This window comes from Streptomyces sp. NPDC087215 (genome assembly GCF_044744885.1).
Lineage (GTDB): Bacteria > Actinomycetota > Actinomycetes > Streptomycetales > Streptomycetaceae > Streptomyces.
The window spans coordinates 1047756-1061416 of record NZ_JBIUZD010000001.1; the positions used below are offsets into that span (position 1 = coordinate 1047756).

Below are 13661 nucleotides of genomic sequence, written 5' to 3' on the forward strand. Positions count from 1 at the left end.
CAGCCGCCGTCGGAGAGGCAGGGGCCGAAGCCGCCGCCGCACGCGCGGGGCGGCTCGTGGTGTCGCGGTGGGCGGAGGCGATCCCGGTCCCTACGACGCGGGGCCGACAATGGCCGGGGTCAGGGAGAGCGGGGTCGGGGGGAGCGGGGTCAGGGAGGCGCGTTCCAGGGGGGCGGACGGGTCGGTCGAGACGTCCAGCGGGGCGGGCTCGGCGCCCGCGCGGACGAGGAGCTCGCCGACGGCCGCGATCATGGCGCCGTTGTCGGTGCACAGGGTCATCGGCGGTACGCGGAGTTCCACCCCGGCGGCGGCGCAGCGCTGTTCGGCCAGTGCCCGGACCCGGGAGTTCGCGGCCACTCCGCCGACGACGATCAGGGTCCGGACGTCGTACGCGGCGCAGGCGGCGAGGGCCTTGCGGGTCAGGACGTCGGCGACGGCCTCCTGGAGGGCGGCGGCCCCGTCCGCGACCGGAAGGTCCAGGCCCTGGAGGCGGTGCTGCTCGACCCAGCGGGCGGCGGCCGTCTTGAGCCCGGAGAAGGAGAAGGCGTACGGGTCGTCCCCGGGGCGGGTCAGGGGACGGGGGAAGCGCACCGCGCGGGGGTCGCCGTCGCGGGCGGCCCGGTCGACGGCGGGCCCGCCCGGGTAGGGCAGGCCCATGATCCGGGCGACCTTGTCGAAGCACTCCCCGGCCGCGTCGTCGAGGGTGTCGCCGAGGTGCGGGATCGGGTCGCGCGCCAGGTCCCGTACGAGGAGGAGGGAGGTGTGGCCGCCGGAGACGATCAGGACGACGCACGGGCCGGGCAGCGGCCCGTGCTCCAGGGTGTCGGCGGCGACGTGACCGGCGAGGTGGTGCACCCCGTACAGCGGCACCCCCGCCGCGTAGGCGAGGGACTTCGCCCCGGCGAGGCCCACCTGGAGGGCCCCGGAGAGGCCGGGTCCGGTGGTGACGGCGACCGCGTCGATCCGGCTCAGCCGCAGTCCCGCCCGGTCGAGGGCCTCCCGCACGACGGGGGTGAACGCCTGGAGGTGCGCGCGGGCGGCGATCTCGGGCACGACACCGCCGAAGAGGGCGTGCTCGTCCATGCTCGACGCCACCACGTGCGCGAGCAGCTTCCCGTCCCGCACGATCCCCGCGCCGGTCTCGTCGCACGACGACTCGATCCCCAGCACCACCGGTCCGCTCACCATGTCACTCCTTTTGCAGAGTTCCCGCACTTGCAATATATGTGCAAGAAGGGGATGCGCGGTCCACGCCCGGGTCGGCGGGGGCCACGGGAGGTCCCCTCGCCCGGGAACCCGGCGCCACCTCCGTACGACTCCCTCACCGCACCGACACGGCGGCGGCGAGAGGCACGGAATGGGCGGACTGGACATGCACCTGCGCGAGGTCGCCTGTCGGCACGGCGCCGAGGAAGCCGTCTCGGGGGTGGACCTGGAGATCGCCGCCGGGGAACGGGTCGCGCTGACCGGGACGAACGGCTCGGGGAAGACGACGCTGCTGCGTGCCGTCCTCGGGCTGCACCGGCGGACCACCGGCACCATCGAGGTCGGCGGGCGCGGTGCGCGCTCGGCCGCCGAGTGGGCGTGGCGGCGCCGGTCGTGCGCCTGGATCCCGCAGAAGCCCGCCGCCGGACGGTTCCCGCTGCGCGGCGACGAACTGCTCGCGAGCAGCGGGGCACCGGCCGAGGCGGTACGGGCCGCAGGGCGGCTCGGGGTCGGCGCGCTGGCCGCGCGCCCGGTCGGCACCCTGTCCGGCGGGCAGTTGCAGCGGATGTACCTGGCGCGGGCCCTCGGCTGTGTCGCGGCGGGCGCGCGGGTGCTGCTCGCCGACGAACCGACCGCCGCCCTCGACTTCGCGGGGCAGGAGGAGGCGGCCGACGTGCTCACCGCGCTGCCGGTCACGCTGGTGGTCGTGACGCACGACCGGGCCCTCGCGGACCGCTGCGACCGGGTCCTGGAGATGGCCGCCGGACGGCTGCGGGAGGTGCGGTGAGCGCGCTCGCGACCGCCGACCTGGGCGCCGTGCTCCAGCTCGTGCCCGTCCAGCGGGCGGGGCTCGCGCTGCTCATCGCGGCCGTCGGGCTTCCCGTGATCGGCGTGGTCATCGTGGGCCTGGACATCATGCCGGTGCGCTTCGCCATGATGCACGTGGCGCTCCTCGGCATCGCGGTCGGGCTGCTGACCGGCATCGATCCGATGCTGTGCGCGCTGGTGGCCTGTGCGCTGTCGGGGGCATCGGTCGCCCCGCTGGCGCGCACGCCGACGGGGCTCTCGGGGGCGATGGGCCTGCTGATGAGCCTGGCCGTCGCCGCCGCGCTGCTCCTCCTGGCCGTCTCCGGTGTCAACGCCTCCGGGGCCTTCGCCCTGCTGTGGGGCTCGATCCTGTCGGTCGGCACGGCCGACCTCGTCGTGCTCGGCGCGCTCGCCGTGGTCGTACCGGGGCTGTTCTGGTGGCGGCGCCGGGACGTGGCGCTGCTGCTGTACGACCGTGAGCTGGCCGAGGTCTCCGGTGTGCCCGTCCGGTTCCTCACGACGGCGCTCCTCGTCCTGGTCGCCGTCGCGGTCGCCGGGGCGATCCGGCTGACCGGGGCGCTGCTGGTCGACGCCCTGACCCTGCTGCCCGCGCTGGCGGCCCGCCGTCTCGGCCGCTCGCTGGGGTCGATCACCCTGTGGGCGGTCGGCATCGGTGTCGTGGTCAACGCCACGGGCTTTCTGCTGGCCCTGTGGCTGGACTGGCCCCCGGGCCCTGTCCTCGTCCTGACGGCGGGGCTCGTCGTCCTCGCCGCTCATCTCGTCCCCGAACGGAGAAACCGCTCATGGCGCGCATCCGCGTCCGTCACACCCGTATCGTTTCCCTCCTCGCACTGAGCGCGGTGCTGGCGCCGCTGACCGGGTGCGGAGCCGGGGGGACGGCTCCCGTCGCAGGTCCCGGGGCGGCCGGGCGCGAGCCGGTGGTCGTCGCCACGACCACCTGGGAGGGTGCCTTCGCGCGGGCCGCCGGGGCCGAGGACGTCACGGTGCTCGTACCGCCGTCCGTGCGGCACACTCCGGACTACGAGCCGAAGCCGTCCGACCTGGCCGCCGTGGCGAAGGCCGACTTCGTGCTGTACGCGCCGTTCGAGCCGTACGCCGCGAAGATCAAGGAGGCCGCCGGTTCGAGGGCGGAGCTGGTCGAGGTCGGCCTCGACAACGATCCGGCCGAGGCAGGGGCCGAAGTACTGCGCCTCGGCGGCCTGTTCGGTACGAAGGACGCCGCCGCCCGGTGGAAGGACCGGCTGGACCGCGAGGTCACACGGCTGAACGGGGAGCTCAGGGCCGCCTGGCCGGGCGGCCGGAGCCCGGCCGTCGTCTCCCAGGTGTTCACCGCCTGGGCGGCCGGTCTCGCGGGCGCGAGGACGGTGGGCACGTACGGCCCCGAACCGGTCACCCCCGCCCGGCTGGCCGAGCTCACGGCGAAGCGGCCCGCGTACGTGCTCGACAACGCGCACATGTCCACCGGGACCGTGCTGCCGGGCTCCGGCGCCCGGCAGGTCGGGATCGTGAACTACCCGGGGGAGGACCTGGATCTCCTGGCGGTGTACCGGGGCGCGGCGACCGAGCTGAAGAAGGCCATGGGCGGGTCCTGACCGCGCGCCCCTCGGGGGAGGCCGGGGGAAGCGGACTCGCCTCCCCGGCCTCCCCCTCCTCTCCCCGGCGTCCCCCTCACCTCCCCCGCTCTCCGGGCGTCCCCCGTCACGCCTCGACGAGCGCCGCCGCCGGGTCGGCGGCGAGCCGGGCCCGCAGTGCGGACCAGTCGGGTTTCCCGGCCGCGGTGAGCGGCAGTGCGGGGAGGACGAGCAGGTGCTCGGGGTGTTTGTGCCGGTCGAGTCCCCGTGCCGTCAGGTGCGCCGCCAGTTCGGCGAGGGACGGGTCCGGTGAGCCCTTGGCGACCAGGCAGACGGCGAGCCGTTCGCCCATGAGCGGGTCGGGGACTCCCAGACAGACCGCGTCCAGGACGCGCGGGTGGGCGACGAGCGCGCGCTCCACCTCGGCGGGGCTGATGTTGGCGCCGCCGCGTATCACCACGTCCTTGAGGCGGCCCACGACGTGCAGGACACCGTCGTCGAGGAGGCCGAGGTCGCCGGTGCGGACCCAGCCCCCGGCCGTGCGGTAGCGGGCGTCGAGCTCCGGAGCGCCCACGTAGCACAGCGGGGTCATGGGGCCGCGCGAGACGATCTCGCCGATCCGTCCGTCGGGCAGCGGCTCGTGGGTGTCGGGGTCGGTGATGCGGATCTCGGCGACCCGGGGGTCGGGGCGGCCCGCGACGACGCCCGAGGGGGTGGTCGGCGGGAGGGTGTGCCGGAGTCCGGTGTGGCAGTTCACGCCGTCGGCCGAGCCGTACAGGTTGACGACGGGGCAGCCGAAGGCGGTGGCCGCCGCCCGCGCGGTGGTCTCGTCGAGGGGGGCACCGCCCAGGACGAGCGCGGTCGGCGCCGGAAGGGGCGGCGGGGTGTCCTCGTTCTCCAGGACCTCCAGCATCATCCGGATCATGGTGGGCACGCCGAAGACATGGGTGGGGGCGTGTTCCCGTACGGCGGTGAGCGCGGCCTCGGGGGTGAAGTGGTCGAGCAGGACGAGGGTGCCGCCGTGCCGGGCGAGGGCCACGGCGGTGCCGTTGGAGCCGAAGGCCGAGGCCAGGGGGACCAGGAAGAGGCAGCGGGGCGGGGTGCCGTCGGGCATGAGGGAGGCCAGGAAGTTGCCGCGACCGCCGGCCAGCGCGTTGTGGGAGTACGCCACCATCTTCGGCTCGGCCTCGGAGCCGGAGGAGACGAGGATGCGGGCGGCGCTGTCGGGGTCGGGGCGGGCCGGGACGAAGGCCGTGGGCGGGGTGCGCAGCAGCCGGGCGAGCGGAATCGTTCCCTCGGGGGCGGTGCCGCGACCGGCGGCGACGACGTGCCGGAGGGCGGGCAGCGTCGGGGCGAGGAGCAGGAGGTCGGCGGCGGGGGTACGGCCCCGGTGTTCCACGGCGGCGACGACCGCGACGGCCTCCGCGCGGCGCAGCAGCCGGGCGGCCTCCACGGCTCCGCGCCCGACCGGGAAGGGCAGGGCGACCGCGCCCAGGGCGGCGAGGGCCAGGTCGGTGATGACGGCGTGGCGGTCGTCGGGGAGTTGTACGGCGACGATGTCACCGGCCCGGACGCCGAGTCCGCGCAGTCCCTCGGCCAGACATCGGGCCTTGCGGTCGAGGGCCGTGCGGCAGAGCGCTCCCTTGCCGTCGATCACGGCCGTGCGGTGCGGGTCGGCGATCTGTCCGGCCCGGTGGAGGCTGTAGAGGTCGAGGTCGGGGCAGGTGCCGTCGGCCGCCCAGGAGCGGCGGAGCGCGGTGGGCAGGAGGTCGGTCAGGGGCGTCACGTCAGGCTCCAGGGGTCGGGGACGGCGGGGGCGCCGTGCGCGTCCCGGCCGATCGGTCCGGACAGGCGCGGGTCGTGGTGGAGGGCGGAGAGCTCGGTGGTGACGGCGGTGGCCGTCAGCCCGTGGCCGCGCAGCAGGTCCAGGGCGTCCTCGGTGCACATGCCCGTGACGTCGTGCGCCGAGGCGGCGGTGGCGGAGGCGTCGGCGGGGGCGACCCAGCCGTCGGAGGTGCGGAGCGGGTGGCGGAAACCGGCGGGGCGGCGGGGGTCCGCGCCGGTCGCGGCCCGCCGCAGGGCGGGGGCGAGGAGGGTGTCGGCGGCGCCGAGCAGGGAGGAGTCGACCCGTACGCCGTGTCCGGTGCGGGCGCGCAGCAGGAGCCCGGCGAGGACGGCCTCGGTGCCGTGCAGGCCGCCCAGGACGTCGAGGAGCGTCATCAGGGACGGTACGGGCGGTTCGCCGGAGGGGTGGACGGCCTCCCCCGCGCCGGTGCGGGCCTGCACCATGAAGTCGGTGCCCATGGGGGCGTCGTCGAGGCGGTCGGCCCAGCTGCCGGTGTGGGCGTACACGAGGGACGGGTTGAGCGCGGCCAGGTGCTCGGCGTCGAGGCCGAGCGCGGCGGCCTTGCCCGGGGCCCAGTTGTGCAGGAACACATCGGTCTCGGCGACGAGTCCGCGCAGCCGTCGGCGTCCGGCGGGCGAGGTGATGTCGGCCTCGACGGCCGTCTTGCCCCGGTTGAGGGCGAGCCAGCGGGCGGAGATCCCGCCGCACGCGGGCGGCATCCCCCGGAGCGGGTCGCCGCCCGGTGGCTCGATCCTGATCACCCGGGCGCCGAGCAGGCCCAGCAGATGGGCGGCGAGGGGTGCCTGGATGCGGCGGCCCGCCTCCAGGACGGTCAGCCCGGACAGTGGCCGGGCGGGCTGCGAGGGGGCGCCGTCCGGCCGGTGCCCCGGGCCGAGCAGGCGCAGGGTCCACGGGTCGGCGCCGTCGTCCTCGCGGGCCCGCTCGGCAAGGGTGCGCAGTCGGCAGACCTCCGCGCCGGAGAGCGCGGCGGCCTCGCGGACCAGCGTCCACGGGTGCCCCCGGGTCACCTCGTGCAGGACGGTCGGGAAGGCCGCACCGGCGGTGGCGTACCGGAACTGGAAGGGCCGCCAGCCCGCCCGGATCGCCTCGTCGGGGGCCGCCAGGGCCCGCCAGAACGCGGCCCACGCCTCGGGGTCCAGCGTCTCCAGTTCGAACACGACGCCGTCGCCGGAGGTGAACGGCGGCCCGCCGGGGGCCGGTTCGACGGCTTCCGGTTCGTCGGCCCCGGCGGCGGCGAGGTACTGGGAGACCGTGAGCAGACCGGCCCGGTCGGCCGTCGTCGTCACGCGGACCGCCGGGCCGCCCCGGGCCTGGCCGACGAGTGCGGCGAGCAGGCCCTGGACGGTGAGCACGCCGGTGGCGGTGGCGAGGAGGTCGACCCCGGTGCCGCGCGGGGAGCCGTGGCGGCGGCCGTGCACGGCCATCACGCCGGTGGCCGCCTGGGCGGTGGCCTCGTCCTCGATGCCGGAGCCGCTCGCGCCCCAGGCGGTACGGGCCGTGAGGGGTGCGAAGCCGCCGCCGACGCCCTCGATCTCGCCACCGACGCCCTCGGTCCCGACGCTGTCCCCGTCGTGCACGTGTGCCCCGAGCCGTCGCAGATGGTCGGAGACGACCCGGGTCAGGGCCGTGGGGCCGCCGACCCGGAAGTCCAGTGCGTCGAGGGGACGGGCGGTGTCGAGCGGGGGACGCGCCTCGGGGCGCGTGGCCGGTGGTGACGCCATGGCTCTCCTCTCCTGGCGCGGCGGTTCGGGCCGCCGCGCGGGACTGTCACGGGTGCGGGAACTGGGGCGGGGCCGCGCCCGACCACTTCCACGGGCAGGCAGTCGGACGGGCGTTCCGCCGAGTTCCCGGAACGGAGGAAACGGTGAGGGACCATGACGTAACGGATGCCGGGTCGCTGCGGGGGCGGGTCGCCGAGTTCGTCCGCGACCGGGTGTTCCCCCGCGAACCGGAGCTGGACGCGGGTGGGCCCGGCGCCGGGGAGGCCCGGGAGCTGCTGCGGTCACAGGCGCGGCGGGAGGGCCTGTGGGCACTGCCCCTGCCGTCCGAACTCGGCGGCGGGGGGCTCACGTTGGAGTCCTACGGGTCCCTCGCCGAGGCGGAGGGCGCCAGCGATCACGGTCCGGCCGCCCTCGGTTCGGCGCCCCTCCTCGATGTGCGGATGCTGTCCCGGCACGGCTCACCGCGGGTCCGGGCGGAGTACCTGCCGGGCCTGGTCTCCGGCGCCCTGCGGAGCTGTTACGCGATGACCGAGCCGGACACGCCCGGAACCGAGCCCGCGCTGACCGCCACCCGGGCGGAGCGCGGCCCCGGGGGCGGCTGGCGGGTCACGGGCCGGAAGTGGTTCGTGTCCCACGCGGCCGACGCGGACCTGGTGACCGTGCTCGCCCGCACCGGCGGATCGCCCGGCGACCGCGACGGCCTGTCGCTGCTCCTCGTACCGACCGCCTCCCCCGGCTTCCGGATCGTGCGCGAGCTGCCCGTCCTGGGGTCGACCGGGCAGTACGAGATCGCTCTCGACGGTGTCACCGTCGGCGGGGACCATCTCGTGGGCGAGGCCGGACGGGCCCTCGCCGTCGCCTCCGAACGCCTCCAACTGGGCAGGACACTGCGGGCGTTGCGCTGGATCGGGCAGGCCCAGCGCGCCTTCGGCCTGCTGTGCGGGCGGGCGGTGTCCCGCCGGGGCGCCCGGGGTCCGCTCGCGGACCATCAGCTCGTGCAACAGCATGTGTTCGAGGCGCTGCTGGCGCTGCGGACCGCCCGTCCGCTGGCGTACGAGGCGATGGCCCTGGTGGCCGAGGGCCGTGACGCCCGGGTGGAGGTGGGTCTGGCGAAGACGGCGGCGGCCCGTGCGCTCCAGGAGGTCGCGGACCGTGCCGTCCAGGTCTTCGGGGCGGCCGGGCTGGGACCGGACACCCCTCTTCCGGCGCTGCTGCGCACGGGGCGGACGGCCCGCATTCTCGACGGCCCCGACGAGCAGCACGTGTCCTCGGTGGCCCGGCGCGTGCTGCGGAGCCACCGCGACCCGGGGGTCACACCCGTCTGAGGTCCGTCCGGCCGAGGAGCGCGGACAGGCCGAGGGCCAGGAAGAAGTCCCCCCAGACGAGTTCGTGCCGGACGGCGGTTCCGGCGTGGGCGTCGTAGCAGCCGTCGAGGAGCATCCCGGGCGGGCGGGGGCCGCCCGGCCGGGTGAGGTGGGCGGCCGTGAGCCCGCGCAGGACCGCTTCCGCGCGGGCCGCGCACGCGGCGGCCCGTCCGAAGCCGGGAACGAGGGCGAGTTTGAGCAGGGCGGTCGCCGCGACGGCGGCGGCGGAGGTGTCCAGGGGGCCGTCGGGACGGTGCGCCTCGGCGGGCGGGACGAGCGGTCCGGTGAGGAACTCGCCCGCCGCGAGGAGCCGTTCGGCGTCCCTGGGCCAGCGGGGCGGGGCCTCCGGAAGCAGGAGGGCGTCCGCGACGGCCAGGAGGAGCCAGGCCTCGCCCCGGGTCCAGCCGGGCGCGGGGTCCGCCTCCGCCGTCCAGCGGCCGGGTACGGGGTCCGCCTCCGCCCTCCGGCCACCGAGCACAGGGCCCGCCTCCGCCGCCCGACTTCCGGGCGCGGGGTCCGCCTCCGCCGCCCAACCGCCGAGCACAGGGCCCGCCTCCGCCGTCCGACCGCCGGGCACGGGGCCCGCCTCCGCCGTCCGACCGCCGGGCACGGGGCCCGCCTCCGCCGCCCGACTTCCGGGCGCGGGGTCCGCCTCCGCCGTCCGACCGCCGGGCACGGGGCCCGCCTCCGCCGCCCGACTTCCGGGCGCGGGGTCCGCCTCCGCCGTCCGGCGTCCCTCTTCCCGTCGCCATGCCGGGTGGGGCCGGGCCGGACGGGACCGGGGGCCGGTCGTCGGGGGCAGGCACAGTTCCAGGTGCCGGTCCAGGTGCGCGGCGGCGGCCGTCCGTCCCCCGGGGCCCGCCGAGGCAAGCAGCGGGACGAGGCCGGGAACGCCGTCGGCGCGGGCCCGCAGCCGGGGGCCGCCGAGCGCCGCGCCCCACGGGACCAGGCCGAGCCGTGGGTCCCACGCGGCGAGGACGGCCCGCGCCGCCCGCTCGCGCAGGGCGTCCACCGTCCCGTCCCCGTCCGCGAGGGCCGTGCCGTACCAGAGGATCAGGCCCCGGGCCGCGGTGTCCGCCTCGGCCCAGGGGGCGAGCCGGGCGGTGGCGGCCCTGGCGGCCGTACGGTCGGCGGGGGCGCCGGTGTGCCCGGCCCGCAGGTGGAGGAGCCCCGCCCAGAAGCCGCCGGTCCACGAGCCGCGCCCGGTGGTCGTCCACCGGCCGTCGTCCGGGTCCGCGTACAGGGGGAACCGGTCGCCCACCCGCGCGGCGGTCTCCCCGACCCGGGAGATCAGCAGTCCGAGGGCCTCCTCGGCCCAGGGCCCGGCGGTCACCCCGGCCCCTCGCGCCGCCGGTCCCGCACCGCCCAGGCCAGGGCGACGGCCGCCGCGGCGCAGAACTCCGCCGCGACCAGGACCCAGCCCTCCGCGTACCGGCCGCGCTCGGCGAGCAGGCCGAACAGGGGCGGGCCCAGGGCGAATCCGGCGAAGAACCCGGCGGACACCAGCGCCGAGTCCTGACCGGCCCGGCCGGGCGCGGAACGCTGGAGGACCAGGACCATCGAGACCGCGTTGCCGGACACGGCGAAGACGCCCACGGCGACGGCGGCCGGCCACACCAGCGGCCCGGCGCTCACGGCCGCCGCCAGGAGCAGGGCGGCACCGACGGCGCCGCCCGCGAGCAGGCCGGGCAGCCACCGGGCCCGGCCGGGCGTGGCCGCCCGGGACCAGCCGATCCGGCCGCCGACACCGGCGACGCCGAGGACGGCGACCAGCGCGCCCGCCACCGTCGGCCCCAGGCCCAGGCGTTGGACCCCGAACAGGGCGAGATAGGTGTTGACGGAGGCGATCCCGGCGCCCAGGAAGAGCGAGAACGCCGCCAGCCAGGGGACGGGAGCCCCGCGCCGGTGCGGCCCCCGCTCGGTGGGTGCCTTCGGCGCCGGAGCGTCGGGGCGCAGCGCGCGCCGGGCCCACAGGGCCGCGCCGAGCGCCGCACCGGCAGCCGCCCACACCGCGACGCGCCAGCCGAGGAGACCGGCCGCCGCCGCGAGGGGCAGCCCGGCCACGAACGCGCCCAGTTGCACGCCGGACTGCTTGGTCCCGGTGACGGCTCCCCGCCTCGGCGCGGGAACGGCGGCCAGGATCGCCTTGTTGGTGGCCGGGTTGGCGAGCGCCTGCGGAAGACCGCCGAGCGCCACGGCGGCGAGGAGCAGACCCGGCCCGGGGGCCGCGCCGATCAGGGCGAGCGCGACCGCGGAGACGACGAGCAGCCACGTCAGGGCGCGCCGGGGGCCGAACCGGTCCACGACACGGCCCCCGAGGGGCGAGAGGAGGGCCGCCGTGCCGAACCCGACCGTGGTGGTCAGGCCGAGGAGCGTCTCCGACACGCCGAGCTCGTCGACGAGCCGGGGGCCGAGGGCGCCGAGCAGGAAGAGCTGCATCATCGAGAAGGCCATGGCGGTCGTCAGCAGCGCGGTCAGCCCCCGGTCCGCGCCCCGGCCGGTTCCGGCCGCCGCCGTGTCCACCGCGCTCACCCCGTACCTCATCTCCCCCACGATGCGCGGGTGTTCACCCCCGTCACGGAGGAGTCGTCACGGGTGCGCCGGAAGTTCCCGAGGCGCTCTTGTGGGGTGCGCCACAGTCGCGTACTCATGTGTCGACGGGTCCCAGGGGCGCCCCCGGCACGATCGTCACCGTCCTCATGCCTCCGGGGAAGGGGTGCAAGGATGGGCGCGCCATGACACCAGGCCGATGTGCGCGAGGGGTGCGGGCCGCGACCTTCGCGGCCGTCTGTGTGCTGCTCGCGGCCACCGGCCACGTCCTGATGTCGGCGCGGGCCCTGCCGGGTCCGGTCCTGGCCCTCGCCTTCGCGGGCACCTGGGCCGTCGCCTGGGCCCTCTCGGGCCGTGAGCGCGGCCTCGTGGCCGTCACGGCGACGAGCATGGCCGTCCAGAGCGCGCTGCACACGGTGTTCGGCTGGTCCCAGTCGGCCGGGTCACCGGCCACCGGCGCCCCCGCCACGACGATGACCTCCCTGGTGGACGGGGCCGTCGCCCACGGGACGGCGGAACCCGGTGGCCCCGCGCACGCCGCCATGGACCACGGAGCCGTCTCCCGGGTCGGCGCGGCGCTCGGCGAGATGCCCGCCGCGCACGACATGACAGACATGGGCACGTCCTTCGGGATGTTCTCGGCGCACCTGCTGGCCGCGTTCCTGAGCGGGGTGTGGATGGCGTACGGCGAACGGGCCGTGTTCCGTCTGCTGCGGGCCGTGCCGCTGGGCCTGTTCCGGCCGCTGCGGCTGCTGATCACGGCCTTCGCCCCCGTGACGCCGGACCGGCCCCGGCCCCGCACCGCGCGCGCCGGTGACGAACGCGCGCCCCGGCGGCTCCTCCTCGCCCACTGTGTCGTCTCGCGGGGACCCCCACGGGTGACCGCTGTCCTCTGACAGCCGGATTCCCGAGTCCGACGGCTTCCCGAGCCGTCGCTCGGGCATCGGTCCTGCCGTCCGGCAGGCCGTACCCGTGACCGGTGCCGCCCTTCGCGCGCCACCGGATTCCCCTTGCCCCGTAAGGACTTGTGGCGATGACTCCTGTCCACGACACCTCCCGCCCGGGACCGGCGCGACCGGCCCGGCTCCCGCACACCGCCGACGCCGACGCTGCGACGACCCGGCTCGCGCTCGCCGCCCGGGACGGCGACCCGGCCAAGACCGATCTCTTCGTACGGGCCCTGCACCGTGACGTCTGGCGGTACGTGGCCCATCTCAGCGCCGACCGGCAGGCCGCCGACGACCTCACCCAGGAGGTCTTCCTGCGCGCGCTCGCCGCGCTCCCCCGCTTCCAGGGGCGTTCGTCCGCGCGTACCTGGCTGTTGTCGATAGCCCGCAGGACGGTGGTGGACAGCCTGCGGCACGCGGCCGCCCGGCCCCGGCTCTGCGACCGCGAGGACTGGCAGAAGGAGGCCGAACAGACCCAGCCCCGGGGGCTTCCCGGCTTCGAGGACGGTGTCGCCCTCGCCGAACTCCTCGCCGCTCTCGCGCCGGAGCGCAAGGACGCCTTCGTCCTGACCCAGATGCTGGGCCTGCCCTATGCCGAGGCGGCCGAGACCATCGGCTGTCCCGTCGGCACGGTCCGCTCGCGCGTCGCGCGGGCCCGCGCCTCGCTGATCGCCCTGCTGAACGGGGAGGAGGACCCCGGGCCCCCGTCCGCCCCGGGCGGCGGAGCACCGGCGCGCGGGAGGTCCACGAGGACCCCCGCCCTCGTCTGATCCGGGAGGCGGGCCCCGCTTCCCGGGCCCGCCTCCTTCTCGCGGGAACCGGACGGGCCCGCCGTCCGACCACCTCGGGAGCGCGCCCGATCGGCCGGCGCGGATCGTCGTCGCACCCGGAGGGACGAGCGATGGACGCACCACGAGAACCCTCGCGGGGCCGCAGGCCCCAGTGCACCGTGTGGGGATTCCTCCTGCTGCTGGCCCTGGTCTTCGGGGGCTCGTACGCGCTCGGCTCCGCCGTGGGACCGCTCGGACCCGTCGTGGGGCCACTGGGCCCCGGTCCACCGCCGTCCTCCCACGGCGGCGGGGACGGCCGGGAGCAGCGTGAGGGCCATGACGCGCGGGAGCACCGGGGGGACCACCGGTGACGGCGCTCAGGTGCGGGGGGTCTGCCCGTCCCGGGGCGGGGCCGGGCTCCAGGTGGCATCGCCGGGGGCGGCCCGTACGACGCGCGGGGGTGCCTGCTCCTCGGACTTCATGGCCCTGGCCTCGCTCTTCAGGATGCGGGCCGACTTGCCCATGGAGCGGGCGAGTTCGGGAAGTTTCCTGGCGCCGAATATCAGCACGACGACGATGAGCAGGATGGCGAGTTCGCTGATGCCGAACATGCGTGGACGTCTTCTCCCCGGTAGCGGGTGGCGGGTGGGTCCGAGGTGGCCGGTGGGGTCCGCCGGGAATCCCCGGAAGGTACGGCCGTCGGCCGGTTCCCCGGGGACGGACCCGCGTCGGGCTGGCCCGGGGCGGGAGACCTCGGCCGACTCCCATCGGTTTCCTCGCGAGGTCGCCGCGCGGAGGCGGGCGGGCCGCACCCGCAGCGACGACCACCCGGAATCT

Annotated in this window: 13 protein-coding genes; 7 read left to right on the top strand and 6 right to left on the bottom strand. The window is 76.8% G+C overall.

Features of this window, described 5'->3' with window-relative positions; genetic code table 11:
- Positions 1-90 precede the first annotated feature (90 nt).
- A complete protein-coding gene (gene tsaD / locus ACIO92_RS04490; protein ID WP_402280831.1) occupies positions 91-1188 on the bottom strand; it encodes a tRNA (adenosine(37)-N6)-threonylcarbamoyltransferase complex transferase subunit TsaD in 1098 nt (365 codons plus the stop codon).
- Positions 1189-1357: 169 nt separating this feature from the next.
- On the opposite strand from tsaD, the gene ACIO92_RS04495 reads away from it, so the two are divergent.
- Genes ACIO92_RS04495 through ACIO92_RS04505 form a run of 3 tightly spaced genes read left to right on the top strand, consistent with a single transcriptional unit; the run spans position 1358 to position 3626 of the window.
- Complete coding sequence (locus tag ACIO92_RS04495) at positions 1358-1993, top strand: ATP-binding cassette domain-containing protein (RefSeq protein WP_366445023.1); 636 nt, start codon at positions 1358-1360, stop codon at positions 1991-1993.
- Complete coding sequence (locus ACIO92_RS04500; protein WP_401242158.1) at positions 1990-2868, top strand: metal ABC transporter permease; 879 nt, start codon at positions 1990-1992, stop codon at positions 2866-2868. Before ACIO92_RS04495 ends, ACIO92_RS04500 begins: the two co-directional genes overlap by 4 nt.
- Complete coding sequence (locus ACIO92_RS04505; protein WP_402280829.1) at positions 2817-3626, top strand: metal ABC transporter solute-binding protein, Zn/Mn family; 810 nt, start codon at positions 2817-2819, stop codon at positions 3624-3626. The genes ACIO92_RS04500 and ACIO92_RS04505 overlap by 52 nt, the downstream gene beginning before the upstream one ends.
- A gap of 106 nt (positions 3627-3732) precedes the next feature.
- On the opposite strand, the gene ACIO92_RS04510 is transcribed toward ACIO92_RS04505, so the two are convergent.
- Positions 3733-5391: a class I adenylate-forming enzyme family protein gene (locus ACIO92_RS04510; RefSeq protein ID WP_402280827.1), complete on the bottom strand. Its 1659-nt coding sequence runs from the start codon at positions 5389-5391 to the stop codon at positions 3733-3735.
- Complete coding sequence (locus tag ACIO92_RS04515) at positions 5388-7193, bottom strand: CoA transferase (RefSeq protein ID WP_402280825.1); 1806 nt, start codon at positions 7191-7193, stop codon at positions 5388-5390. The genes ACIO92_RS04510 and ACIO92_RS04515 overlap by 4 nt, the downstream gene beginning before the upstream one ends.
- Before the next feature lie 143 nt (positions 7194-7336).
- On the opposite strand from ACIO92_RS04515, the gene ACIO92_RS04520 reads away from it, so the two are divergent.
- Positions 7337-8518 (top strand): acyl-CoA dehydrogenase family protein, encoded by a 1182-nt coding sequence (locus tag ACIO92_RS04520; protein WP_402280823.1) that lies wholly within the window; start codon positions 7337-7339, stop codon positions 8516-8518.
- Here the strand turns inward: ACIO92_RS04520 and ACIO92_RS04525 are convergent.
- Together ACIO92_RS04525 and ACIO92_RS04530 are read right to left on the bottom strand one after the other, a co-directional pair.
- A complete protein-coding gene (locus ACIO92_RS04525) occupies positions 8505-9890 on the bottom strand; it encodes a sugar ABC transporter permease (protein ID WP_402280821.1) in 1386 nt (461 codons plus the stop codon). The two genes, ACIO92_RS04520 and ACIO92_RS04525, sit on opposite strands and share 14 nt — an antisense overlap.
- Positions 9887-11101, bottom strand: a complete 1215-nt coding sequence (locus ACIO92_RS04530; protein ID WP_402280819.1) for an MFS transporter — start codon at positions 11099-11101, stop codon at positions 9887-9889. The genes ACIO92_RS04525 and ACIO92_RS04530 overlap by 4 nt, the downstream gene beginning before the upstream one ends.
- A 191-nt stretch (positions 11102-11292) precedes the next feature.
- On the opposite strand from ACIO92_RS04530, the gene ACIO92_RS04535 reads away from it, so the two are divergent.
- From ACIO92_RS04535 to ACIO92_RS04545, 3 genes are all read left to right on the top strand, one after another.
- Positions 11293-12003 carry a hypothetical protein gene (locus ACIO92_RS04535; RefSeq protein WP_401242176.1) on the top strand — a complete coding sequence of 237 codons (711 nt, stop codon included), beginning with the start codon at positions 11293-11295 and terminating at the stop codon, positions 12001-12003.
- A gap of 137 nt (positions 12004-12140) precedes the next feature.
- Entirely contained in the window at positions 12141-12824 is a 684-nt protein-coding gene (locus ACIO92_RS04540) for a sigma-70 family RNA polymerase sigma factor (RefSeq protein WP_366445012.1), read from the top strand.
- 131 nt (positions 12825-12955) lie between these two features.
- On the top strand, positions 12956-13195 hold the full coding sequence (locus tag ACIO92_RS04545) for a hypothetical protein (protein WP_402280816.1): 240 nt from the start codon (positions 12956-12958) through the stop codon (positions 13193-13195).
- A 6-nt stretch (positions 13196-13201) separates the two neighbouring features.
- Here ACIO92_RS04545 and tatA read toward each other — a convergent pair whose 3' ends face one another.
- Positions 13202-13435 carry a Sec-independent protein translocase subunit TatA gene (gene tatA, locus ACIO92_RS04550; protein WP_366445010.1) on the bottom strand — a complete coding sequence of 78 codons (234 nt, stop codon included), beginning with the start codon at positions 13433-13435 and terminating at the stop codon, positions 13202-13204.
- Positions 13436-13661: the final 226 nt, after the last annotated feature.